General features: G+C 76.8%; 21 protein-coding genes. 16 read left to right on the top strand and 5 right to left on the bottom strand.

Annotation, left to right across the window (positions count from 1 at the left end; translation table 11 throughout):
- Positions 1 to 24: 24 nt before the first annotated feature.
- The 7 genes from H9657_RS09990 to H9657_RS09960 all read left to right on the top strand — a co-directional run bounded on the left by H9657_RS09990 (position 25) and on the right by H9657_RS09960 (position 4,934).
- Positions 25 to 957 (top strand): dihydrodipicolinate synthase family protein, encoded by a 933-nt coding sequence (locus H9657_RS09990; RefSeq protein WP_191782912.1) that lies wholly within the window; start codon positions 25 to 27, stop codon positions 955 to 957.
- Positions 954 to 2,153, top strand: coding sequence for an NAD(P)/FAD-dependent oxidoreductase (locus tag H9657_RS09985; protein WP_191782910.1), 1,200 nt, complete (start codon positions 954 to 956; stop codon positions 2,151 to 2,153). The genes H9657_RS09990 and H9657_RS09985 overlap by 4 nt, the downstream gene beginning before the upstream one ends.
- On the top strand, positions 2,150 to 2,476 hold the full coding sequence (locus H9657_RS09980) for a (2Fe-2S)-binding protein (RefSeq protein ID WP_318241409.1): 327 nt from the start codon (positions 2,150 to 2,152) through the stop codon (positions 2,474 to 2,476). The genes H9657_RS09985 and H9657_RS09980 overlap by 4 nt, the downstream gene beginning before the upstream one ends.
- A complete protein-coding gene (locus H9657_RS09975) occupies positions 2,473 to 3,987 on the top strand; it encodes an FAD-dependent oxidoreductase (RefSeq protein ID WP_191782908.1) in 1,515 nt (504 codons plus the stop codon). Before H9657_RS09980 ends, H9657_RS09975 begins: the two co-directional genes overlap by 4 nt.
- A 71-nt stretch (positions 3,988 to 4,058) precedes the next feature.
- Positions 4,059 to 4,469, top strand: coding sequence for a TIGR03618 family F420-dependent PPOX class oxidoreductase (locus tag H9657_RS09970; RefSeq protein ID WP_191782906.1), 411 nt, complete (start codon positions 4,059 to 4,061; stop codon positions 4,467 to 4,469).
- A gap of 64 nt (positions 4,470 to 4,533) precedes the next feature.
- Positions 4,534 to 4,698 carry a hypothetical protein gene (locus tag H9657_RS09965; protein WP_191782904.1) on the top strand — a complete coding sequence of 55 codons (165 nt, stop codon included), beginning with the start codon at positions 4,534 to 4,536 and terminating at the stop codon, positions 4,696 to 4,698.
- Positions 4,671 to 4,934 (top strand): hypothetical protein, encoded by a 264-nt coding sequence (locus H9657_RS09960; protein ID WP_225215028.1) that lies wholly within the window; start codon positions 4,671 to 4,673, stop codon positions 4,932 to 4,934. The genes H9657_RS09965 and H9657_RS09960 overlap by 28 nt, the downstream gene beginning before the upstream one ends.
- Here H9657_RS09960 and H9657_RS09955 read toward each other — a convergent pair.
- Positions 4,888 to 5,517: a hypothetical protein gene (locus tag H9657_RS09955; protein WP_191782901.1), complete on the bottom strand. Its 630-nt coding sequence runs from the start codon at positions 5,515 to 5,517 to the stop codon at positions 4,888 to 4,890. The two genes, H9657_RS09960 and H9657_RS09955, sit on opposite strands and share 47 nt — an antisense overlap.
- Positions 5,518 to 5,762: 245 nt before the next feature.
- Here H9657_RS09955 and H9657_RS09950 point away from each other — a divergent pair, with 245 nt between their 5' ends.
- The gene (locus tag H9657_RS09950; RefSeq protein ID WP_191782899.1) at positions 5,763 to 6,638 is read left to right on the top strand and encodes a formate/nitrite transporter family protein; all 876 of its coding nucleotides are present in this window, start codon (positions 5,763 to 5,765) and stop codon (positions 6,636 to 6,638) included.
- Positions 6,639 to 6,660: 22 nt separating this feature from the next.
- Here H9657_RS09950 and H9657_RS09945 read toward each other — a convergent pair whose 3' ends face one another.
- Positions 6,661 to 7,890 (bottom strand): hypothetical protein, encoded by a 1,230-nt coding sequence (locus H9657_RS09945; RefSeq protein WP_191782897.1) that lies wholly within the window; start codon positions 7,888 to 7,890, stop codon positions 6,661 to 6,663.
- Positions 7,887 to 9,032 (bottom strand): polysaccharide biosynthesis protein, encoded by a 1,146-nt coding sequence (locus tag H9657_RS09940; RefSeq protein ID WP_191782895.1) that lies wholly within the window; start codon positions 9,030 to 9,032, stop codon positions 7,887 to 7,889. The genes H9657_RS09945 and H9657_RS09940 overlap by 4 nt, the downstream gene beginning before the upstream one ends.
- A gap of 149 nt (positions 9,033 to 9,181) precedes the next feature.
- Between H9657_RS09940 and H9657_RS09935 the strand changes: the two genes are divergently transcribed.
- The 3 genes from H9657_RS09935 (at position 9,182) to H9657_RS09925 (ending at position 10,930) form a co-directional block, all read left to right on the top strand.
- Positions 9,182 to 9,730, top strand: coding sequence for an MOSC domain-containing protein (locus H9657_RS09935; protein ID WP_191782893.1), 549 nt, complete (start codon positions 9,182 to 9,184; stop codon positions 9,728 to 9,730).
- 144 nt (positions 9,731 to 9,874) lie between these two features.
- On the top strand, positions 9,875 to 10,561 hold the full coding sequence (locus H9657_RS09930; RefSeq protein WP_191782891.1) for a YceI family protein: 687 nt from the start codon (positions 9,875 to 9,877) through the stop codon (positions 10,559 to 10,561).
- A 156-nt stretch (positions 10,562 to 10,717) separates the two neighbouring features.
- Positions 10,718 to 10,930 (top strand): hypothetical protein, encoded by a 213-nt coding sequence (locus H9657_RS09925; protein WP_191782888.1) that lies wholly within the window; start codon positions 10,718 to 10,720, stop codon positions 10,928 to 10,930.
- Between the two features lie 65 nt (positions 10,931 to 10,995).
- On the opposite strand, the gene H9657_RS09920 is transcribed toward H9657_RS09925, so the two are convergent.
- Positions 10,996 to 12,498, bottom strand: coding sequence for an Hsp70 family protein (locus H9657_RS09920; RefSeq protein ID WP_191782886.1), 1,503 nt, complete (start codon positions 12,496 to 12,498; stop codon positions 10,996 to 10,998).
- Positions 12,495 to 13,910, bottom strand: coding sequence for a COG1470 family protein (locus H9657_RS09915; protein ID WP_191782883.1), 1,416 nt, complete (start codon positions 13,908 to 13,910; stop codon positions 12,495 to 12,497). Before H9657_RS09915 ends, H9657_RS09920 begins: the two co-directional genes overlap by 4 nt.
- Before the next feature lie 208 nt (positions 13,911 to 14,118).
- Between H9657_RS09915 and H9657_RS09910 the strand changes: the two genes are divergently transcribed.
- The 5 genes from H9657_RS09910 (at position 14,119) to H9657_RS19655 (ending at position 23,000) form a co-directional block, all read left to right on the top strand.
- Positions 14,119 to 15,108: an AAA family ATPase gene (locus H9657_RS09910; protein ID WP_318241407.1), complete on the top strand. Its 990-nt coding sequence runs from the start codon at positions 14,119 to 14,121 to the stop codon at positions 15,106 to 15,108.
- A gap of 1 nt (position 15,109) precedes the next feature.
- The gene (locus tag H9657_RS19665) at positions 15,110 to 16,252 is read left to right on the top strand and encodes a DUF58 domain-containing protein (protein WP_191782879.1); all 1,143 of its coding nucleotides are present in this window, start codon (positions 15,110 to 15,112) and stop codon (positions 16,250 to 16,252) included.
- Positions 16,253 to 16,364: 112 nt separating this feature from the next.
- Complete coding sequence (locus tag H9657_RS19660) at positions 16,365 to 18,725, top strand: transglutaminaseTgpA domain-containing protein (protein WP_191782877.1); 2,361 nt, start codon at positions 16,365 to 16,367, stop codon at positions 18,723 to 18,725.
- A complete protein-coding gene (locus tag H9657_RS09895; protein ID WP_191782875.1) occupies positions 18,715 to 20,445 on the top strand; it encodes a hypothetical protein in 1,731 nt (576 codons plus the stop codon). The genes H9657_RS19660 and H9657_RS09895 overlap by 11 nt, the downstream gene beginning before the upstream one ends.
- Positions 20,442 to 23,000, top strand: a complete 2,559-nt coding sequence (locus H9657_RS19655) for an NHL repeat-containing protein (RefSeq protein ID WP_191782873.1) — start codon at positions 20,442 to 20,444, stop codon at positions 22,998 to 23,000. Before H9657_RS09895 ends, H9657_RS19655 begins: the two co-directional genes overlap by 4 nt.
- Positions 23,001 to 23,121 lie beyond the last annotated feature (121 nt).

The raw sequence follows: 23,121 nt of genomic DNA, 5'->3' as shown, positions 1-23,121 counted from the left end.
CGCGCCGCCCCCTCCTGGAGCACCATGGACCGCCACGACGTCGACTGGCACGGGTACGTCCCGGCCGTCACCACCCCGTTCGACCGCGACGGCGCGCTCGACCTCGACGCCCTCGGCGCGCAGCTCGAGTGGCTCGTCGGGCAGGGCATGCACGGCGTCGTGCTGGCCGGCACCACCGGCGAGTGGTTCTCGATGTCCGCCGACGAGCGCGCGACGCTGTTCCGCGAGGGCGCCCGCGCCGTCGACGGGCGCATCACCGTGCTGGGCGGCTGCAACGCCTACACGGCCGCCGAGTCGGTGCAGCACGCGCGCGCCGCGCAGGCCGCCGGTCTCGACGGCGTGCTCGTGACCCCGCCGCCCTACGTCGTGCCGACGGACCGCGAGGTGCTGGCCTTCTACGGCGACGTCGCCGCGGGCAGCGACATGCCGCTGTGCGTCTACAACTGGCCGCGCGGCTGCGTGGTCGACCTGGGCACCGAGCTGCTCGCGCGGATCGCGGAGATCGACACGGTCGTGGCCGTGAAGAACTCCACCGGTGACGCCGCCGCGTTCTGGCGCGGCCTGTACGCGCTCGAGGACCGCGTCCGCTACTTCGGCGTGCCGACCAGCCCGCTGGGCGCCGACGTGGCCGGGCTCGGGCACGGTGACGGGCTCATGGGCTCCGGCGGGGTGCTCGGCGCCGACCACCCCGACTTCTGGCGGGCCGTCGCCGCGGGCGACCGGCAGCGCGCCGTCGCGCTCGGGGCGCGCGACCGCGTCGTCATGGAGCGCTGGTTCACGCCCGACTACGGCGCCCGCTTCGGCAGCTCGCAGGCGATCATGAAGACGGCGCTGCGGCTGCGCGGCGTGCCCGCCGGGTACGTGCGCCGCCCCCTGCTGGAGCTCACGGACGACGAGGTCGCGGTCGTGGCCACCACACTGCACGACCTCGGCATCGAGACCGTCGACCCCGCATGACGCGGCAGCGCGACGTCGTCGTCGTGGGCGGCGGCCTGCTCGGCTGCGCGACGGCCCACCTGCTGGCGCGCGAGGGTGCCGACGTCACGCTGCTCGAGCGCGACCAGGTCAACCGGCACGCGTCGGGCCAGAACGCGGGCAGCCTGCACTTCCAGCTCGAGTACCGCATGGTCGAGCGCGGCCTGGAGGCCGCGCGCACGGCCGCCACGGCGATGCCCCTGCACCTCGACGCGTCGGCCCGGTGGGACGCCCTCGTCACCGAGCTCGGGCCCGACCTCGGCCCCGAGCTGGGCGTCGCACGCCACGGCGGCCTCATGCTCGCCGACGACGTCGCGACCGCGCGCCTGCTCGAGGCCAAGGCCCGCATCGAGCGCGAGCGCGGCCTGGACGTCCACGTGCTCGACGGTGCGCAGGTCCGCGAGCTCGCGCCCTATCTGTCCCCCACGGTCGTCGCCGCCGCGTACTGCCCCAGCGAGGGCCGGGCCAACGCGCGCACGGCCGCCCCGGCGCTCGCGCGCGCCGCGGTCGCGCACGGCGCCGACCTGCGCACGCGTACCGAGGTCACGTCCCTGCGCCGCGACGGCGCCGCGTGGGTGGTCGGGATCCGCACGCAGGATCCGGACGGCACGCACGACGACGAGCTGCGCGCCGACGCGGTCGTGCTCGCCGCGGGCGTGTGGACGCGCACGCTGGCCGCGATGCTCGACGTCGACCTACCCGTCACTGTGCTCGCGCTCATGATGAGCGTCACGCAGCGCACCACGCCCTTCCTGCCGCACCTGGTGCAGCACGCCGGCACGCGGCTCTCGCTCAAGCAGACCGCCGACGGCAACGTGCTCGTCGGCGGCGGCTGGCCGGCGCACCTGGTGCGCGCACCCGACGGCACCCCCGTGCACGGCGCGCGCGGCGAGGTCGTGCCGGCCTCGCTCGCGGGCAACGCGCGGGCCGCGGTGCGCGCCGTGCCGCGGCTCGGCGAGCTGCAGACGCTGCGCACGTGGGTGGGTGCCACGACCGTGGGGCCCGACCAGCTGCCCGTCGTCGGGCCCGTGCCCGGCGCGCCTGGCGCGTTCGTCGCCACGGGCGGCTCGGCCTTCACGCTCGGCCCCAGCTTCGCGCGCGTGCTCGGCGACCTCGTGCAGGGCCGGACGCCGGCGGTCGACGTGCAGCCGTACGACCCGCGGCGGTGGGCCGCGTGAGCGGGGCCGTGGACGGCGGCCCACGCGCCGGACGCGTCGCCGGACCGCGCGGCGCGGGCTTCGCGCTGCGCGTCGACGGCCGCGACGTGACCGCGTACGACGGCGAGAGCATCGCCGCGGCGCTCCTCGCGGGAGGCGTCGAGGCGTTCCGGACGACGGCCGACGGGGAGGCGCGCGCCCCGTTCTGCCACATGGGCACGTGCTTCGAGTGCGTCGTGCGCGTCAACGGTCGGTCGCTGCGGGCCTGCCTGACCCCCGCGACGCCCGGTGACGACGTCGGCCGGGTCGACGAGCGCGAGCCCGACGAGCGGAGGGCCGGATGACCGCGGAGAGCCGGACGACCGCGGGCGTGCACGACCTCGTCGTGGTCGGCGCCGGCCCGGCCGGGCTCGCGGCCGCACTCGCCGCCCGCGCCCGCGGGCTCGACGTGGTCGTGGTCGACGAGCAGCAGCAGCCCGGCGGGCAGATCTTCCGCCGGCCGTCCGGCGGCCTGACCGCCGCCGGCCACCGCTGGCCCGCGGGCTACCCGTGGGGGCCCGACCTGCTCGCGCGGGCCGCCGCGTCGGACGTCACCTGGCGGCCGCGCACCACCGCGCTGGGCGTGCTGCGCGGTGAGGCCGGCACACCGCTGCGGCTCGCCGTCAGCGGCCCGGACGGCCCGGACGCGCTCGCGGCGCACCGCCTCCTGGTCGCGACAGGCGCGTACGACATGCCCGTCGCGCTGCCCGGGTGGACGCTGCCCGGCGTCGTGACCGCCGGTGCCGCGCAGGGCCTGCTGAAGTCGCAGCGCGTGCTCGTCGGCCACCGGCCCGTGCTCGTCGGGGCGCACCCGCTGCTGCTGCTGGTCGCCGACCAGCTCGTCGCGGCCGGTGCGCACGTCGCCGAGGTCGTGCTGGCCCGCGGCGTGCCCGGACCGGCGGAGGCCGTGCGCGCTCTGCCGGCAGCGCCGGGGCACGTCGGGCTGCTGGCCGCGAGCACCGCGGCCGTCGGCCGGCTGCTGCGCGCGGGCGTGCGCATCCGCACGCGCACGCTGCCCACGCGCGTGCTCGGCGAGGACCGCGTGGAGGGCGTCGAGCTGCGGCGCGTCGACAGCGCCTGGCGCCCCGTCGGCCCCGCCCGGACCGTGGCGGCGGACGCCGTCGTGCTGGGCTTCGGGTTCCACGCGTCCACCGAGCTCGCGCGGCAGGCCGGCTGCGCGACGCGCTGGGACGGGGCCGGCGGCGGCTGGGTGGTCACGCACGACGGCGCGCAGCGCACGAGCGTGCCCGACGTGCTGGTGGCGGGCGAGCCCGCAGGCGTGCGCGGCGCCGAGCAGGCCCGCGCCGAGGGGCACCTCGCGGGTCTCGTCGCCGCGCGTGACCTGGGCGCCGCCGTCACCGGGCGCGACCTCGACCGCGCGCACCGTGCGGTCGCACGCGCCCGCCGCTTCTCCGACGTCGTGCAGCGCGTGTTCGCCCCCGACCTCACCGGCCTCACCGCCCTGGCCACGCCCGGGACGCTCGTGTGCCGGTGCGAGTCCGTGACGCGCGCGACCGTCGAGCGCACGCTCGCGGCGAACCCGCACGTGTCGACGGCCAACGCCGTCAAGCTCGAGTGCCGCACCGGCATGGGCACGTGCCAGGGCCGGTACTGCGAGGCGACGGTGGGCGCGCTCGTCGAGCGTGCCACGGGGCGCCCGATGGACCAGGTCGGCCCGTTCACGGCGCACCTCCCCGTCAAGCCCGTCCCCCTCGCCGAGCTGGCCGCCCTGGGCGAGCTGGCCGCCGCACCGCCCGAGCCCGCGCCGTCCACCCCCGCGCCCTGCGCACCCGTGCCGGCGACCCACCTGCCCTGACACCTCCCTGCGCCGTGACGCACGGCGCCCGAGGATGGAGGCGTCCCACGCACCCGCCGGAAGGAACCGCCGTGCCGAAGCCTCCCCTGCCGCCCGCCGTCGCCGAGCTGTTCGCCCGACCCAACCCGGCCGTCATGGCGACCATCCACCCCGACGGGCACCCCGTCACCGTCGCGACCTGGTACCTGCTCGAGGACGACGGCCGCGTGCTGCTCAACCTCGACGCGGCCCGCGCGCGCCTCGAGCACCTGCGCCGCAACTCCCACGTCGCGCTGACCGCCCTGTCGCAGGAGAGCTGGTACACGCACGTGAGCGTGCAGGGCCGGGTCGTCGAGATCGTCGACGACGTCGACCTGGTCGACATCGACCGCCTCTCGACGCACTACGGCGGCAACCCGTACCCCGTGCGCGACCGTCCGCGCGTCAGCGTGCGGTTCGAGATCGACCACTGGCACGGCTGGGGCGCGGCCAAGCAGGGGTGACCCCGCGCCGGCACACGGCCCGGCTCACCACGCTGCGGCGTACGCCGTACGGCACCATGTGCCCATGCCGCCGCCCCTCGGTCGCTCGCTCGTGCGCACCACCCGGCTGTGGGTGTGGGTCGCCGCCGCGGGTGCCGTGCTCTTCCTGGTGATGGGCGCCCTCCTGGTGACGGGACGGTCCCCCGCCCGCGCGTGCTGGACGTGGGCCCCACGACGTACCCCGAGCTGACGACCGTGCGCGACACGGGCTCCGGCGAGGACTGGGCGTTCGTGGTCGCGACGGGTGACGAGCTGCTGCTGTCCTCGGTCACGTGCGAGGGCGGCGGTGTCGAGCGGTTCGCGACGATGCAGGCGCACGACCCGGCGTCCGACCGCGCCTTCGGCACGAAGCTGCTGCTGGTGGCGCCGCTGCTGGCCCTCACGTCCTGGATCGCGCACCGCGTGACGCGTCGGCGGGAGGCGTGACCGCGGCCCGCGCGCGTCGTCCCGCCGTCAGCCACAGCCCGGCGACCGCCGAGCCCAGCCCGCCGGCGACGAGGTCCCCGACGGTGTCCTCGTAGCCGACGTAGATCTCGGGGTCGATGTACGCGTTGCCGAGGTACTCCCCCACCTCCCACGCGACGCTGAGCGCGAGCCCCAGGCCGACGGTCACGACGACGACCCCGACACGCTCGGCTCGCGACGTCACGCGCCGCGGCGCCAGGACGGCGCCCGTGCGCCGCGCGAGCAGCAGGTAGGCGACGGCCGCGACGAGCCCCGTGACCACGAGGTGCATGACGACGTCGAGCCACACGACCGCCTGGTAGAGGTCCAGCGCGCCGCACCACGCCGCGGCGAGCAGGCCGATCCCGTAGGCGGCGTCGAGCCCGCGCGGCGCCCCGGCCAGGAGCGGGACGACCAGACCCGCGAGCACCAGCGCGAACAGCGCCGTGTCGACCGGCCCGCGCACCAGCGCGACGAGCAGGCACAGCAGGCCGACGACACGGACGGCACCGCCGGGTCCCGTGACCAGGCCGCGCAGCGACGGCGCGGTCGTGGTGTCCGCCATGCCGCACCTCCGGTCCGGGCCGGAGGGTCCGCCCTGCCGCGACGGTACGTCCGCGCGCGACCGCCCGCACGGCGAGGTGCACCGCGGCACGACGGCGCCCGCGCGGACCTCACAGGGGCGCGCCGCGCGGTGAGCGGACACCGCAACCGGACGGGCACGTGCGGCGCACCGGCCCGTAACGGACGGCTCCTAGCGTCGGCTCCCGGTCGCGTCCGCGACCGCTCGACCGTCACCGGGGGCCGCAGATGTCCTACGTCAAGCCGTCCGACCTCGTCACGTCGCTCGTCGACGCGGGGGAGGCCAAGATCTTCATGTCGACGCGCGACACGCTCCTGAGGGCCTACATGGCCGGCGCGCTGCTGACGCTCGCCGCCGCCTTCGCCGTCTCGATGAGCGTGCAGACGGGGTCGCCGCTGATCGGTGCCCTGCTGTTCCCCGTCGGGTTCATCATGCTGTACCTGCTGGGGTACGACCTGCTCACCGGGGTGTTCGTGCTCGCGCCGCTCGCGTGGCTCGACAGGCGCCCCGGCGTGACGGGGCGCGGCGTGCTGCGCAACTGGGGGCTGGTGTTCCTCGGCAACTTCGGCGGCGCGTTCACCGTGGCCGTGCTCATGTCGATCGTCTTCACGTACGGGTTCTCGACCGAGCCGGACGCGGTCGGCGTGGCGCTCGGGCACATCGGCGAGGGCCGGACGCTGGGGTACGCAGAGCACGGCGCGGCGGGGATGCTGACGCTGTTCGTCCGTGGGGTGCTGTGCAACTGGATGGTCTCGACGGGCGTCGTCGGCGCGATGGTCGCCAAGGACGTCCCGGGCAAGGCGATCGCCATGTGGATGCCGATCATGCTGTTCTTCGCCATGGGGTTCGAGCACTCGGTCGTCAACATGTTCCTGTTCCCGACGGGCCTCATGCTCGGCGGGCAGTTCACGGTCATGGACTACCTGGTGTGGAACGAGATCCCCACGGTCCTGGGCAACCTCGTCGGCGGCCTGACGTTCACCGGCCTGGTGCTGTACGCGACGCACGGGCGCACCGGGGCGCCCCGGCGGGCCCCCGAGCCGGCCGAGCGGTCGGTCTCGACGGACGTCCCGCGCGACGAGCCGGTCGAGCAGCTCGTCTGACGCGCACGCCCGACGGGACGGCTCAACGCCGCCCGGCCCACCAGTCCGTCGCACGCGCGGGCCCCGGGCCGGGCAGGCGCCGGACCACCGGGGCGTCGGCGGGGTCGGCCGACCACCACGGGTCGCGGACGCGCAGGGTGCCGGCGTCCCCCGCCCGCACGGCCGCGACGACGTACGCCAGGACCCCGAGCGGCAGCAGGACGAACGCACGCACCACGGCGTACAGCGGGTACAGCCACGCGACGGGGTCCCGCAGCCCGCGCGTCAGGGCGGCGGTGAGCGCGCCGTGCGCCACGACGACGAGCACCAGGACCCACGGGACGTGCAGCACGCTCCACCACAGCAGCGGCACGAGCGCGAACGCCCCGGCGGCCGGCAGCAGGTGCAGCGACGGCCGCCGCACGCCGAGGTGCGGGTGGAGCAGGGACAGCCGGACGACGCCGGCGACCTCCGTCAGCCGCTCGGCCCACCAGTCGCGGGCGCTGCGGGCACCGCGCCCGGTGGCCGCCACGTCGAGGTGGCCGACGCGCAGCCCCCGCGCGACGCCGAGCACGCCGAGCTCGGCGTCGTCCCCCGCACCGAAGCGTGTGTGCCGGCGCAGCAGGTCGGCGTGGGCGGCGCGGCGCGCGACGTGCACGCCGCCGCGCACCAGCCACGGCACGCGGTGCCGCAGGCGGCCGGCCAGCTCGTCCTCGACCCGCTGGACGCGCGCGAGCAAGCCGTGGGGCGCGACCGCGGTCGTCACGGTCCCGACGTCCAGGCCGGCCGCGGCGAGCGCGCCGACGACCTGCCGCAGCGGGCTCGAGATCACGGTCCCGGGGTCCACGCAGACCACGTACGTGCTGGTCAGCGTGGCGTGAGCGTCGCCGAGCAGGGCCGTGCGGCCGGGGCGCGCCCGCTGCGCCGCCCCGGGCTGCCGCCGCGTGCCCGCCACGTGCACGCGGAACCCGTGCTCGCCCGCCACGGCCCACAGCCGCCGGTGGAACGCCGGGCCCTGCGCGCCGGTCGTCACGAGGAGCACGCGTGCACCCTCGTCGTGCAGCCACGCGAGCCGATCGAGCTCCCGGACGTCGCCGTCCAGGGGCACCACGACGGTCAGGTCGGCGGCCGCGCGCGGATCGTCGGCGGCCTCGCGGCCGTGCCCGACGGCACGACGCGGTGCACGCAGGTGCGGGCGCAGGTCCACGGCCAGCGCGAGCAGGGGCTCGGCGAGCAGCGTGAGCAGCAGCACGACCTGCGCGAGCGTCGTCATGCCGGGACGGGTCCCAGCACGCGCAGCGCAGGGCCGGGGCCGCTGCGGGGGACGTGGCCGTCGGGCGCCCGGTCGTCGTCGAGGCGCGCACGCAGACCGGCGAACTGCTCGCCGAGCAGGCGTCGCACGCGCGGCTCGTCGGCGTCGTCCGCGGCCGCGTACAGGTCGGACAGGACCCGGTCGAACCCGGGCGGGCGGGTGACGGGCGGGCAGCGCAGGACGCGGTCCACGCCCGTCGGCCGGTGCCGCTCCCCCTCCGCGACGAGCGTCTCGTGCTGCTTCTCGCCGGGCAGCAGCCCCGTCACCGTCACGCGCGGGGCCGGGAGCCCCGCGAGCGCGGCGTACCGGTGGACCAGGTCGAGCACGCGGACCCGCTCGCCCATGTCGAGCACGTAGGTCTCGCCGCCGTGGGCGAGTGCGGCGACCTCCAGCACGAGCGCGGCGGCCTCGTCCAGGGTCATGAGGGAGCGCGTGGCGTCCGGATCGGTGACGGTCACCGGCAGCCCCGCCGCCGTCTGGTGCACGAGGGTGTCCCAGAACGACCCGCGGCTGCCGAGCGCGGTGCCGAACCGCACCGACGCGGCCCGCGGGCCGTCCTCGCCGCGCACCACGAGCTCCGCCAGCCGCTGGGTCGCACCGAGCACCGAGGTGGGGTCGGCGGCCTTGTCGCTCGACACGTGGACGACGCGCTCTACGCCGTGGCGGTGCGCGGCCCGGACGACGTTCTGCGTCCCCCACACGTTGGTCATGACGCCCACGCAGCCGAACGTCTCGAGCAGCGCGACGTGCTTGAGCGCGGCGGCGTGCAGCACGAGGTCCGGTGCCGCGCGTGCGAACGCGGCGTCGAGCGCGCGGGCGTCGCGGACGTCGGCGAGCAGGACCTGCGACGACCGCGTGAACCCGCGGCCGGTGAGCTCGAGCTGCTGCGCGTGCAGGCGGCCCTCGTCGACGTCGAGCAGGTGCAGGGCCGCAGGTGCGAGCCCGGTCAGCCGGCGCACGAGCGCGGCGCCGACGGACCCGGCGGCGCCGGTGACCAGGACGCGGCGCCCCGCGACGAGCGCACGGACCGCGGCGCTGCCCACGGGCGGTCGCGAGGCCGGCAGCAGGTCCTGCGGGCGGGGCAGGCGACGGTCGGTGGTCATGGCTGCTCTCGGGGACGGGGCGGGGGCGGGGACGCCGGTCGGGACGAGCGTATTGCCCGGTATGTCCGTTCCGGACGTCCGCACCGGCGCGACCACCCGTTCGGCCGCGACCTTCCAGCCGTCCGGCCGACGCCGCCTAGGCTGGTCAGGTGGCCTCGATCCTCGCCGTCTGCGTCGTCCACGCCCTGCGCCCCGACCCCGGTCCCGTCGGCGTGACGGCGATCGACAAGCGAGCCGTGACCGGACCCGTGCGCGTCGGGCGGTACGGGCTGCGCGCCGACGTGCAGGCCGACCGCAAGTTCCACGGCGGCGAGGACCAGGCCGTCTACGTCTACGGCGAGGACGACGCCGCGCACTGGGCCCGCGAGCTCGGCCGCGACCTGCCGCCGGGGTGGTTCGGCGAGAACCTGCGCGTGGCGGGCCTGGACCCGAACGAGGCGCGCATCGGCGAGCGCTGGCGCGTCGGGGCGGACGTGGTGCTGCAGGTCACGGGCCCGCGCACGCCGTGCGCGACGTTCGCGCGCTGGGTGGGCGGCGACGACGAGCGCGGGTGGGTCCGACGGTTCCGGGACGAGGCCCGTGTCGGCGCCTACCTGCGGGTCGTGCACCGCGGGTCGGTGCGCGCGGGCGACGAGGTGGTCGTCGAGCAGGCCGCTCCCGCGGGCGCACCCACGGTGCGCGAGGTCCTGCTCGCCTGATCCGAAACGTTCCGGACTGGGGCAAACCGGTCGAGGGGTGGTTGAATCTTCTCTGATCCGCGCCCTCCCACGGTCGAGCAGTCGTAGCCACCGCGCACCCGGGGGCGGAGGCGACGACGACGACCGACGACTGGGGACGACGACATGAGCGAGCCGATGCGGACCTCGGACCGACCCGTCCGCCAGTGGCAGGGCCTGACCATCCCGGACCCCGGCACGTACGAGCTCGACGACGCCCACAAGCGCGTCGGGTTCGTCGCCCAGCACATGATGGTCAGCCCCGTGCGCGGCGAGTTCGCCCGCGCGGCCGCCACGATCGTCGTCGGCGAGGACCCGCTGCGCTCGTCGGTGACCGCCGTCATCGCGACCGAGAGCCTCACGACGCACCACGAGGACCGCGACACCCACCTGCGCAGCGCCGACTTCCTCGACGTCGCGCAGTTCCCCATGATCGAGTTCCGCAGCACCGACGTCGCGTGGCGCGGCGAGCCTGACGCGATCCTCACGTGGGCGCGGCTGCGCAACCACAACGCCGACCGGCGCCGCGTGTCCAGCAGCACCATCGAGCGGGCCGACCGCAACCGCATGAAGTTCGACGTCACGGGCGACCTGCGGATCAAGGGCGTGACGCGGTCCGTCACGCTGCGCATGGACTTCGGCGGTGCCCGGCGCGACCCGTACGACCGCGACATCTTCGGGTTCCACGCGGTCACCGACATCGACCGCGAGGACTTCGGCCTGGTGTGGAACGTCGCGCTGGAGGCCGGCGGCTGGCTCGTCGGCAAGAAGGTGCGGATCGAGATCGCCGGCGAGGCCGTCCACCAGGCCTGACTCTTCACCCGGCGTCCGCCCGCCGGGCCACCGGCCCGTCTCCTAGCCTGTCCGACGTCGGCACGAACCGCGCGAACCGGGCATCGGGGTCCGTCGCGCCGCCGGCACCGGCACCGGACGTCCACGGGCGTCCGCTCCAGGGAAGGCAGGTTCGTCATGCAGATCAAGCGGGTCCTCGCCGGCGCCGCGGTCGCGCTGCTCACCGGCGTCATGCTCACCGCCACCGCAGGCAGCGCGAGCGCGGCGTGCGACTGCGGCACCGGGTCGTACGTCGGGCAGCGTGCCTACCAGGGCGTCGGCAACAACATCAGCGTCTACCGGTGGAACGGCGGCGGTTGGACCTACCTGGGCAGGTACGTCGTCCAGTGACGGGCGACCTGGCGGTCGCCCGACCGCCCGCGGCCCCGGCCTCCGCCCCCGCCCCCCGCGGTCCGTCACCCGCCGCGCGCGAGCGACACCGCGACCAGCGCGCCGACGACCGCCACCACCGCGACCAGCACACCGAGCGCGAGCAGCGCACCGCGCCGCCGGTCCCCGGTCCACGTGATCTCGACCTCGTCGCGCGACGCGAGGTGCCGCAGCGCCCCACGCACCTCGCGCGTGCGCACCGCCTCGTCGACGGGCGCCACGACCCCCGCCTCCTGCGGCGTCGCCACCACGACGACACCCTGCGGCTCGGGCGCAGCCAGCAGGTGCCGCTCCTCGCCGGCGGGCACGGCGTCCGCCTCGTCGTCGCCCAGGAGGCGCACGGCCGCGCCACCCCCGTCGGTCGTCGCGCCCTCTCCCGCCGCGCCGGGGAAGATCACGGGTGACACCGTCGAGGCGGCCGGCGCGTCCGCCGGCCGTGCGGGAGCCGGGGCGGTCGACGGCAGGATCCGCCCTGCCGCGCTGAGCGCCGCCCCCAGGCACACCGCGTACTTGGGGTGCGCGTCGACGACGACGGGCGCGCCGATCTCCGCCGCGATGAGCTCGGACACCAGCGGGATGCGGCTCGACCCGCCCGTGAGCAGCACGGCGTGCAGGTCGGCGGGGCGCACACCCGCCGACGCGACCGTGCGCGCAAGGGTGTCGACGGTCCGCAGCACGTCGATCCGGATCGCGGTCTCCAGCTCGCCGCGCGTGATCCGGACCTGGCGCGTGAGGCCCGGCAGGAGCACGGGCACGACGGCCTCGACGTCGCTCGACAGCGCCTCCTTCGCCAGCACGGACTGGTCGCGCACGGCCGCGAGCGCCGCCAGCACCGCGGGGTCCTGCGTGTCGAGCGACGTCCAGGCACGCCCCAGGGCCGCGACGACGTGCCGCAGCACCGCCTCGTCGACGTCCTCGCCGCCGATGTGCTCGTCGCCGCCGGGCTCGCCGCGCAGCTCGTACCCCTCGGGCGTGCGGACCACGACCGTGGCGTCGAACGTGCCGCCGCCCAGGTCGTACACCGCGACGACGGCACCCACGGGCAGCCGGTCCAGCGCCGCGTAGTGCACGGCCGCCGCGACGGGCTCGACGAGCAGGCCCACGTCCGTGAGCCGTGCGTGCGCCGCCGCCTCGACGAGCAGGTCGCGGCGCAGCGCACCCCACGTCGCGGGGTGCGTGAGCGTCACGTGGTCCGGCTCGCCGCCCTCGCGCTCCCGGACGGTGTCGACGACGTGGCGCAGCACCGCGCCCGTCAGCTCGACGGGGTCGAGCTGGTCGTCGCCCAGCAGCAGGCCCGTCGGGTCGCCCATGCGGCGCTTGAAGCCGCGTGCGAGGCGCTCGGGCTCGAGCACGCCGCGGCGCACGGCGGCGTCGCCCACGAGCAGCGCACCGTCGGAGCGCAGCAGCACCGCCGACGGGATCGTGTCGGCGCGGTCGCCCAGGTTCACCGTCGTCGCGCGGCCGTCGCGCCACACCGCCGCCGCGGTGCGGGACGTGCCGACGTCGACGCCGAGCGTGTAGCCGCTCACGGCGTCGCCGCCGGGGCCGGGGCCGCCGCCGGGGGCCGCGCGATGCAGAAGCCCGCGACCGCCCGGAACGCGTCGCACTCGGCGCGCGCGTCCGCCTCGGACGCGAAGCCGTCCTTGAGGACGACGACCAGGCCCGTGTCGCCCGGGCCGTCGGCCACCGCGACCGACCCGCGCGAGTCCTCCATCCGCACGCCCGTCGCCCCCGCGGACTGCAGCTGTGCGAGGAGCTGCTGCGGCGCGGTCGCGGCCGCCGTGTCGGCGAGGGGGAACGCGTTGTAGACCACGTACCAGCCGGTGGGCTCCCACGCCGGTCCGCCGGACGCCGACGTCGCCGTGGGGGCCGGCGTCGCCGCGGGCGTCGCGGCCACCTCCGCGACCTCGACGCACTGCTGGGCGCTGGCCGGGCCGGACACGTCGTCCGCCACGGCGGCGACGTCGTAGCAGTGCGTGCCCGGCTCGCGCTCGGGCCAGGTGAACGACGTCTGGTCCTGCGCGTCGACGCTCTGGACGCCCGTGCCCTCGCCGGACTCGGTGCGCTCGCGCACGACGTAGCCCGTCGCGTACGCGCTGCGCTCCCACACCAGGCGCACCTGGCGCTGACCCGGCTCGACGGCCGTGAGCACGACGGGCGGCGGCGACCCCGCCCCCAGGTCGACCGCACCGCCCTGCCCGCGCAGCCACAGCCACCCGGCCACGAGGGCGACGACGAGCAGCGCGCCGGCGACGAGCCACCACGTGCGCAGCACCGCGCGCTGCTCCCACGTGCCCGTGAGCTCACCGCCGTGCACCGACGCGGCCTCGGCGTACGTGACGACGAACGGGTGCGGCACGGGCGGGCCCAGCAGCCGCGGCGCACGGCTCGCGACCGCCAGCAGGGCGACCACCGTGCCACCCGCCGGGACCGTCGCGCGGCGCGGGGCGAGCGCGAACCGCAGCAGCCCGGCCGCGTCGGCGACCTGGAGGTCCACGTCGAGCGGGGTCGTGCCGACGTTCTGCAGCTCGACGCGGAACCGGCCCGCGCGCGCTCCGCCCGGGCCGTCGGGCCGCAGCCGGGCGTCGAGACCCTGCACGGGCGAGACCACCAGGTCGCCCTCGACCACCGCGGCGACGTCGCGGTGCTCGAGCGACACGCACCGTATGCCGAACGGCACGTCGCCCACGGGTGACGCGGGCGGCGGCGGAGGTCGGAACACGACGTCGACCGTGACGCCCTGCTCCTCCCCCGGCAGCACCGAGACCAGGTGCGGCGTGACCGTCGACCACCGGGCCGCCTCCCCCAGCACCTCGACGCGGTACTGCGCGACGACGTCGCCCGTGTGGTGGACGGTCACGCGCGTGCGCGCCTCGCCGCCGGGGTCCACGGCGACCACCCGGGCCGCCAGCTCCAGCACCGGGTCCGTGACGACGTCCATGACCGCACCCTTCCCCCGGACGGTCCCGGCGACGGGCCGGGAGGACCCCCGCTGCCCCAACGGGCACGAACCCTGCCCGCCCGACGTATCTGCCCGCCGTGGCGCCGGTCCTACCTTGCAGGTACCGCGCACGGCGGTCGGTGATACGCCCGCCGTGCGCGGAGGCGCCCCGGCGCGGGGCCGGTGCGGGTCCGGGGGGAGGACAGGCGTGGACAACGACTTCGCCGACGCGTCGGCGCAGGGCCGGACCGCGTGGTTCGCCGAGCAGTTCGACGCGCTCGCGGCCAACGTCGAGTCGTTCATCCGTGGCAAGCCCGACGTGGTCCGCATGGCGCTGGTCTGCATGCTCGCCGAGGGCCACCTGCTGCTGGAGGACGTGCCGGGCACCGGCAAGACGTCGCTGGCCAAGGCCATCTCGCAGTCGATCGACGGGTCGATGCGCCGCATCCAGTTCACGCCCGACCTGCTGCCGTCGGACGTCACGGGCGTGCAGGTGTACGACGCCGGCAAGCGCGAGTTCGTGTTCCACCCCGGTGCCGTGTTCGCCAACATCGTGCTCGGTGACGAGATCAACCGGGCGTCGCCCAAGACGCAGTCGGCGCTGCTCGAGGTCATGGCCGAGCGGCAGGTCACGGTGGACTCGATCCCGTACCTCGTGCCGCGCCCGTTCGTCGTCATCGCGACGCAGAACCCCGTCGAGCAGGGCGGCACCTACGACCTGCCCGAGGCCGAGCTCGACCGGTTCATGATGCGCGCGACGCTCGGCTACCCGGACCACGACGCCGAGGTCGAGGTCGTCTCGCAGGTCACGGCCGGGCAGAGCACCGACGACCTGCCCGCCGTGCTGAGCACCGCGGACCTCGAGCAGATGAACCAGATCGCGTCGCAGGTGCACCTCGCGCCCGCCGTCCTCGGGTACCTGGTCACCGTCACCGCGGCCACCCGCACCATGCCCGAGCTGCGCCTGGGCGTCAGCCCGCGCGGCACCATCGCGACCGCCAAGGCCGCCCAGGCGCTGGCCGCGACGCAGGGCCGCTCGTTCGTCACCGCCGACGACCTCAAGGTCGTCGCACCGTACGTGCTGCCGCACCGCATGGTGCTGCGCCCCGAGGCCGAGCTGCAGGGCCGCACGGCCGCCGACCTGCTCGACCAGGTGCTCACCAGCGTGCCCGTGCCGCAGCAGCGCGCCGAGGTGTGACGTGCTCACGCGCTCGGGGCAGGGCGTCGCGGTCGCGGGCGTGCTGCTGCCCCTGATCGGGTGGCTCGCCGACTGGCCGGAGCTGGTGCTGGTCGGGCTCGCGTGCCTGGTCGCGCTCGCGGGGGCCGCGCTGTGGATGGTCTACCGGCCGTCGGTCACCGTGCGGCGCGAGATCCAGCCGCTGCGCGTCGCGGAGGGCGAGACGGCTCGCGGCCTGCTGACCGTCACCAACACCGCCGCGCGACGCAGCCCGCCCGTCCTGGCGACCGAGCACGTCGGGACGCGGTCGGTGACGCTGCCGCTGCCGAGCCTCGGCCCGCACGCGTCGCACGTGACGGCGTACCCGCTGCCCACCGCGCGGCGCGGCGTGTACCCCGTGGGCCCGCTCGCCATCGGGCACTCCGACCCGCTGCGCCTCATGCGGATCGCGTCGGACCACGCGTCGACCGGGCGCCTCACGGTGCACCCGCGGATCCACCACGTCGCGTCGCTGCCGTCGGGGCGCTCGCAGGACGCCGAGGGGCCCACGTCCTCCAGCGCGCCGCGCGGCGGCATCGCGTTCCACTCGCTGCGCGAGTACGAGCCCGGTGACGACCACCGGCTCATCCACGCCAAGGCCAGCGCGCGCACCGGCGTGCTCATGGTCCGGCACAACGTCGTGCCGTTCGAGCCGCGGCTCATGGTCGTGCTCGACACGCGCGCGGTCTCCTACCCCGGTGGCACGTTCGAGGACGCGTGCCGCATCGCCGCGTCGCTCGCGATCGCGGCCGTCGACGGGCGCTTCCCGCTGCAGCTGTCCACGACGGCCGGCGACACCGTGGTCGTCGACCGCACGCGCGACCGCAGCGAGGTGCTCGACCTGCTCGCCGCGGCACAGGCGACCGTCGAGGACCCGGGCCTGCCGGCGCTCGCGTCGATGGTCCCGCGCGAGGAGGGCGTCTCGTTGGGCGTCGTGACGGGCCAGCCGCCCGCGGCCGAGCGCGCGGTCGTCTCGCGCGTGCGCGGCCGGTTCCAGATGGTCTCGCTCGTGCAGGTCGCGCAGCCGCGCGGTCGCCGGGCCGCGCCGCTGGACGGTGCGCTGGTCGTCGGCGTCGCGTCCGACGAGGACTTCCCCGCCGTGTGGAACGCGCTGGTGCGGGGGTGAGGACGTGACGACGCACGCCCCCGCCGCGCCGGCGGTCGCTCCCGCACCCGACGGGCCACGCCCGGTGCCGGCCGCAGCCGGGCCCCGTGGGCGCCGGCGCTGGGGTCCCGCCGTGGCCCGCACCGCCGAGCCCGTGCTCGCGGTCGCCACCGTGCTCGCGGCCGCGAGCGCGCTCTCCGGGTTCTTCACGGGGTGGGCCTGGGCGCCGCCCGTGGCCGTCGCCGCCGTGGCCGGCGCCCTGCTCGCATGGCTCGTGACGTGGCGCCGGGTGCCGGGGTGGGCGTGCGCACCGGTCGCGCTGGTCGTGCTGGCCGTCGGTCAGCTCTACGGCCTGCACGCGTCCGCGACGCTGTACGGGCTGCCGCGCCCGGCGGCGCTGCGCGCGACCGGTGAGGGGCTGCTGTCCGGCTGGGCGCGCATGCTCACCGTGACCCTGCCTGCGGACACCACCCCGGACCTGCTGGCGCTGCCCGTCGCACTCGCCTTCGCCGCCGCGTACACCGGCGTGCTGCTCGTGCTGCGCACGCGTCTGGTCGTGGCGGTGGCGCTGCCGGCGCTCGTCGTCCTCGCCGCGTGCCTCGCGCTGACGGCGGGACGTGAGGCGTGGGCGCTCGTGCCGACGGTCACGCTGCTGGGCACCGCGCTGCTGCTGGTCCTCGTGCGCGCCAACCGTGCGTCGACCGACGACGGCGCGAGCGCCGCGGACGCGCGTGCCGTCGGCGTCGACCTCGGGGCGCAGCGCCGGCACTCCACGGCGGGGCGCGTGCTCATCGGCCTGCCCGGCGCGGCGGCCGTCGTGGCGCTGGCCGCGTTCGGTGCGTCCGCGCTGCCGCTCGCCGACGGCAGCGGCCGCGCCGACCCGCGCAGCGTCTACGCACCGCCCGTGCAGGTCGACCAGGGCCTGAGCCCGCTGGTGCAGGTGCGCCCCCAGCTCACCGACTCCCCCGTGCCGCTGTACCGCGTGCGTGTGCGGACCGACGGTGACCCCGCCGACGTGAGCCGGGTGCGGCTGACGGCCCTCGACCGGTTCGACGGTGCGCTGTGGACGCAGGGCGGGCGCTTCGTCCTCGCGGGCAGCACGCTGCCGCACACCACGGCCTACGCGGCGGGCGCCGACACCGTGCGCCTCGACGTCGAGGTGCTCACCGGGGCGAGCCCGTTCCTGCCGGTCGTGGGCGAGCCCGTCGCGCTGGACGGTGCGGCGGCGGCGCTCGACGAGGTGAGCGGCACGCTCGTGCGGGCGGACGACGGCCCGGACGCCGGGTCGGACGCCGGGTCGGCGACGTCGTCGTCCTACGCCGTGACGGGCCTGGTCGCGCACCTCGACGACGTCGAGGGTGCCGGACCACCGGCCGGGGACGTCGGACTGCTCGCGCTGCCGGACGTGCCCGAGTGGGTCGGCGAGCGCGCCGACGTCGCACGCGCGGCCGGCACGACCCCGTGGGCGCAGCTCGACGCCCTCGCCGCGTCGCTGCGCGCCCTGCCCTACGACCCGGGCGGCCTGCCCGGGCACTCCTACGGCGCGCTCGAGCGGGTGCTGCGCACGCAGGACCCCGTGGCCGGGTACGCCGAGCAGCACGCGTCGGCGTTCGCCGTGGTCGCGCGCGCGCTCGGGTACCCGACGCGCGTCGCCGTGGGGTACCGGCTCGACCCGTCCCGCGCGGTCGACGGCGTGGTCGAGGTCGTCTCCACGGACGTGCACGCGTGGCCCGAGGTGCTGCTCGACGGCTACGGCTGGGTCGCGTTCGAGCCCACCGACGTGGCCAACACCGTCGACTCCCCGGAGCGTGAGGAGCCCGAGGTCCCGCAGGTCGCGCCCGACGACGCGGTCGCGCAGCCGACGCAGGCGGACGACGCCGCCGACGACGGCGGCACCGAGGTCGCGGGCGGTGTGCTGGGCCGCGTGGTCCGCACGGGTGCGCTGGTCGTGACGGGCCTGGTCCTGCTGCTCCTGCTGCTCGCGGGGGGCGTCGTGCTCGCCAAGACGGTCCGCCGCTCGCGGCGGCGCGCGCGCGGCGCGCCGGCCCGCCGGGTCGCGGCCGCGTGGCGCGAGACGTGCGACCTGCTGCGCGAGCAGGGCGTGCCCGTGGCCCTCGCGCGCACGCCCCTCGAGGTCGCCCGCACCACGGCCGCGGCCGGTGGGCCCGCCGCCGCCGCGTCCGACGCGGTGGGCGAGCTCGCGACGCTCGTCACCGCGACCGTGTGCGCACCGGCCGAGCCCACCGACGCGACCGCACGCCGCGCGTGGGCCCTCGAGGCCGACGTGCGCCGGCGGGTCGCCGCGCGCACGCCGCTGCCCCGGCGGGTGCTCGCGGCGGTCGACCCGCGGACGCTGCGCGGGCCGCGCACCACACCGGTCCCCGAGGCCGCAGCACCCGGTGACGCACCCACCGACGTCCCCCGGCCCGAGGGCGCCGATGACGCCGTGCCGGCTGGGGCGGGCCCGGCGGACGGAGCCGGACGTGCCGGGTGACCGTCGACGCAGCCACGCGGTGGGCACGACCGTCGGGACGCTGCTCGCCGTGGTGCCGCTCGTCCTCGCGGGGCTGTGGGGCGCGGGCCACGCCCCGCGGGCGGTCGACCTCGTCAGCGGCGCGGCGTGGCTCGTCTCCCCCGCGCGCGGGCTCGTCACGCTCGTGGACGGTCCGTCCGCGCAGGTCGCGGTGACGCTGCGGCTGCCCGTGGCCGACCCGACCACGAGCGTCGTCCAGGGCCGCGACGCCGCGTACGTCGTGCGCGCGGGGACCCTGGCGCGCGTCGACGCGGCGACGTGGACCGTCGGGGGTGCGGTCGCGTTCGCCGACGCGGGCACCGCGCTGACGGTGCTGCCGGGCCGCACGACGGGCGACCTGCCGGCGCCCCTGTGGGTCCTCGACGGCCGCACCGTGCGGGCGGTCGACTCCCGCACGCTCGAGGTGAGGGCGACGGCGGACCTGCCGCTCGACGAGCCCGTACGGGCGGTCGTCGACGACCGGGGCGACGTGTGGGCCGCCGACGACGACCACGTCGCACGCGTCCGGCTCGCCCACGGCGGCCTGCGCGTGGCACCCGAGCGCGGGGACGGGGGCGACCTCGTCCTCGTGCAGGGGCGCGCGGTCCTCGTCGACGTGCCGGCGGGCACGGTCCGCGCGCTCGACGGGCCGCGGACGGTCGCGTGCCGGCAGACCCGCTCGCAGGCCGACCGGGTCGCCGTCGTCGGGTCCTCGACCTCCCCGGAGGTGTTCACCGCGGCCTACGGCACGCTGCGGGTCGCGGGCACCCACGGCGGCACGTGCGGCACCCTCGCCACGGTCGGCGCCGAGGACGCCGACCTCGGGGCGCTCGCGCAGGTCGGCACGTACGTCGTCGCGACGGACCGGCGCACGGGCGTGACGACCGTCGTGGACCGCAGCACGGGCACGCCGCAGACGTTCGCCCTGGCCGAGCCGGGTCACCGCGTCGAGCTCGTGGTGCGCGGGTCCACCGTCTTCTGGAACGACCTCGACGGGCACGGGTCGGGGCTGCTCGAGCTCGGCGACGACGCCTGGCGCAGCACCACGGTCGACAAGTACGACCCGACGACGGGCGTCGGTGCGCAGGTGCCGCGCACGGCGCCCACGGGCCCGGACGCGTCGAGCGCCCCCGCGACGTTCCGGATCGACTCGCTCGTCACCGACCGCACCCTGTACGCACCGGGCGCACCCGCCCTCGTCACGCCGGACGTCACGGGCGAGCCGGCGCCCGGCGAGGTGTGGTGGTGGCGGTTCGAGGACCTGGCGACGGGCACGTTCGAGGACTTCCGGACGCCGACCGTGCCCCTGAGCATCAGCGCCCTGCCGGACGTCGGCGAGTACGCCGTGACCCTCGTCGTCGTGCGCGACGGCGGGACCGCGACGGCCACGACCACGCTGCGCGTCGTGACCTGGTGCCCGCTGACGGTGTCGGCACCCGTCGTCGACCTGGCGACCGACCCCACCGTGCAGGTCTCGGTGGACCCCGCGTGCCCCGTGCGGCAGCAGATCACGGTGACGGCCGCCGGCTGGCTGCAGGCCGACACGAGCGGCGACTTCGCACCCGGCGCACCGGGCACGATCACGCTGCGTACGGTCGGCCCGCCGCCGTCGCCCGGACCGGTCGCGGGCGCCCTCACGCTCGAGGTCACCGGGCAGCCCGCCTCGCAGGTGCGGGTCGACGTCGTGGGGGTCGCGCCGTGAGGCGACCCACGCTGCGGCGGCCCGGGCGACGTGCCGCGGTCGGGGGCGGGACGTCGCTCGCCGTCGCCGTGCCCCTCGTGCTCGCCGCCGTGACGGGCTCCGGCCACCTCGCGCACGTCCTGGACCAGCGCTCCGGCGGTGCGTGGGTCGTCAGCGCCGAGCTCGGCCTGCTCTCGCTGGTCGACGGGCCGACCGAGGAGATCGCCGCGACCGTCACCGTCCCCGGCGCCGGCCACGCGCTGTCCGTCGCCCAGTCGGACGACGGCACGTACCTCCTCGACGGCGACGCGGGCACGGTCGCGCGCGTCGACCCGGCGACCTGGCAGGTCGGCGCACCCGTCGCGCTCGGCACGCCCGGTGAGCCGCTCACCGTCCTCCAGAACGCACCCGGGACCGGGGGGCCGCCGCACGTCGTTCACGTCGTCGACGCCGGTGCGCGCACCGTCACCCAGGTCGACCCCGTGACGCTCGACGTGCGCGACGAGACGGCGCTGGCGGCGCAGCCCGGACCCGGCCAGGCCGCGGTCGCCGACGACGGCGCCCTGTGGGTCGTCGACGCAGGAGCCGGGAACGTCACGCGCGTGGCCGCGAGCCGCGCCGGGGCCCCGTCGCCCGTGAAGACCGTGCGCCGCACGTCGTCGGCGACGCCGACCGCGCAGGTGCTGCTGGTCCAGGGGCGGCCCGTGCTCGCCGACCCCGCGACCGGCACGCTCGCCGCGCTCGACGGGACGCCGCGCGCCACCGGCTGCCTCGACACCCGGCCCACCGACACCGTGCAGCTGCTGGGGTCGCGGTCGACGCGCGAGGTGTACGCGGCGGTCGCCGGTGCCCTCCTCGTGGCCGCGGTGGACCGCCAGGACTGCACGCGCACGGTCCCCGTGGCCGACCCCGCGACCGCCCGGTTCGGACCGCTCGCGCAGTCCGGCCGGTACGTCTTCGTGCCCGACCTGTCGACCGGGACGACGACCGTCGTCGACACCGTCGACAGCACGACCGCGGCCTTCCCGCTCACCGAGCCGGGTCACCGGGTGACGCTCGAGGCCAAGGACGGCCTGGTGTTCTACGACGACCTCGACGGGGAGAAGGCGGGCGTGCTGACCCTGCGCGGCGACGTGTGGGTGCAGGCCGCGCTCGAGAAGTACGACCCCGCCACGGGCGAGGGGACCAACGTCGTCGTGCCGGACGAGGGGTCAGGGGACGACGCGCCCGGCGCCGGGGACCAGGGCTCCGACGCGCCGCAGGACGAGCAGGTCGCGCCGGACGACGCACCGGGGCGGGACGGCCGCCCGGGCGCGGGCCCGGGGCGCACGGGCGGGCAGGCACCGCCCGGACGGAATCCCGTGCCGGGACGCCCCGGCGGACCGGGCGGACCCGGCGCCCCGGGCACGCCCTCCCCGGGCGCCACGGCCGGCGGACCGCAGGTGACCGCGCTGGCGGTCGCGCCCGACCCCGTCGTCCTCGGTCGGCCCGCGACCTTCACCGCGACCACGACCGGCACCGACGGCGCCACCTGGGCGTGGACGCTCACGGACCCCGGCGGCGGGACCGTCACGACGTCCGACCAGGCCGCGTCGTTCGCGTACACGCCGCCGCGCGAGGCGGCCGAGGGCACCTACCAGCTGCGGCTGACCGTCACGGTCGGCACGCTCACCGCCACGCGGACGCTGCCCGTCACGGTGCGGGCACCCGGGGTGAGCATCACGTCGCTCGCGAGCACGGAGGCGCAGTACGCGCAGTACACGCCCGCGACCGTCGTGGCGGAGGTCGCCGACGCGCCGCCCGGCACGACCTGGACGTGGACGGCCGTGAACAGCGCGACGGGTGCGGTGCCGTTCACGGCCCCGGCACCGGGCGACCCGCTCCAGCTCGACCACGTCGGGGACGTCGGGACGCTCACCGTGACGCTCACGGTCGAGGGCGGCGGCACGCAGGACACGCGGTCGGTGGACGTCCCGGTCGTGTACGTGTGCGACCTGATGGTGCAGACCACGGAGCTGGTGCTGCCGGAGTTCGGCTCGACGGGCGACGTCGTGGTCGGGATCCCGGGGTGCCACGAGGAGCAGGTAACGCTCGTCGTGCCGGCGTGGCTCAGCGGCGGCGGGACGTTCACGCTGTCCCCCTCCGGCAACTCGTCCCTCACCGTGACGCGCACGGGCGACCCGCCCGTCGACGGCCGCAACACCGGCGCGGTCACCGTGCGGCTGGAGATCGCGACGCCGCAGGAGGAAGCGCTGGACGTCGTCGCCAACGTGCCCCCCGCGATCGTCCCGACCGCCGAGATGCCCGGCGGGTACACCTCGTGCGTCCGCAACGGCGACGTCACCACGTTCTACGCCTCGTACCGCGACGGCGACCAGGCCGGCCTCGACGTCGTGCTCACCAACGCCGGGACCGACTGGCACCTGGACCACAACACCGGCAGCCCGGACACGCTCTACTGGCGCGAGGTGCCCACGGCGTCGCTGTCGGGCGCGGGGTGGACCATCCGCGCGATCGACTCGTCCGGCGCGTCGTCGCCGCCCACCGCCGGCACCAACTCGTGGAGCTGCTGGTAGGCCGTCCCGTGCGGCCGGTGACGACCACGTATCAGGACGCCCGTCCACCGCTCCTCCCCCACGGACGGGCGGACCGCCGGTGGAGGGCCGGCGGTGCGCCCGTGGGGGGACGATGGCGGGC

The organism is Cellulomonas avistercoris, assembly GCF_014836445.1.
Classification (GTDB): domain Bacteria; phylum Actinomycetota; class Actinomycetes; order Actinomycetales; family Cellulomonadaceae; genus Cellulomonas; species Cellulomonas avistercoris.
This window is presented reverse-complemented; position numbering and strand designations above follow the sequence as displayed.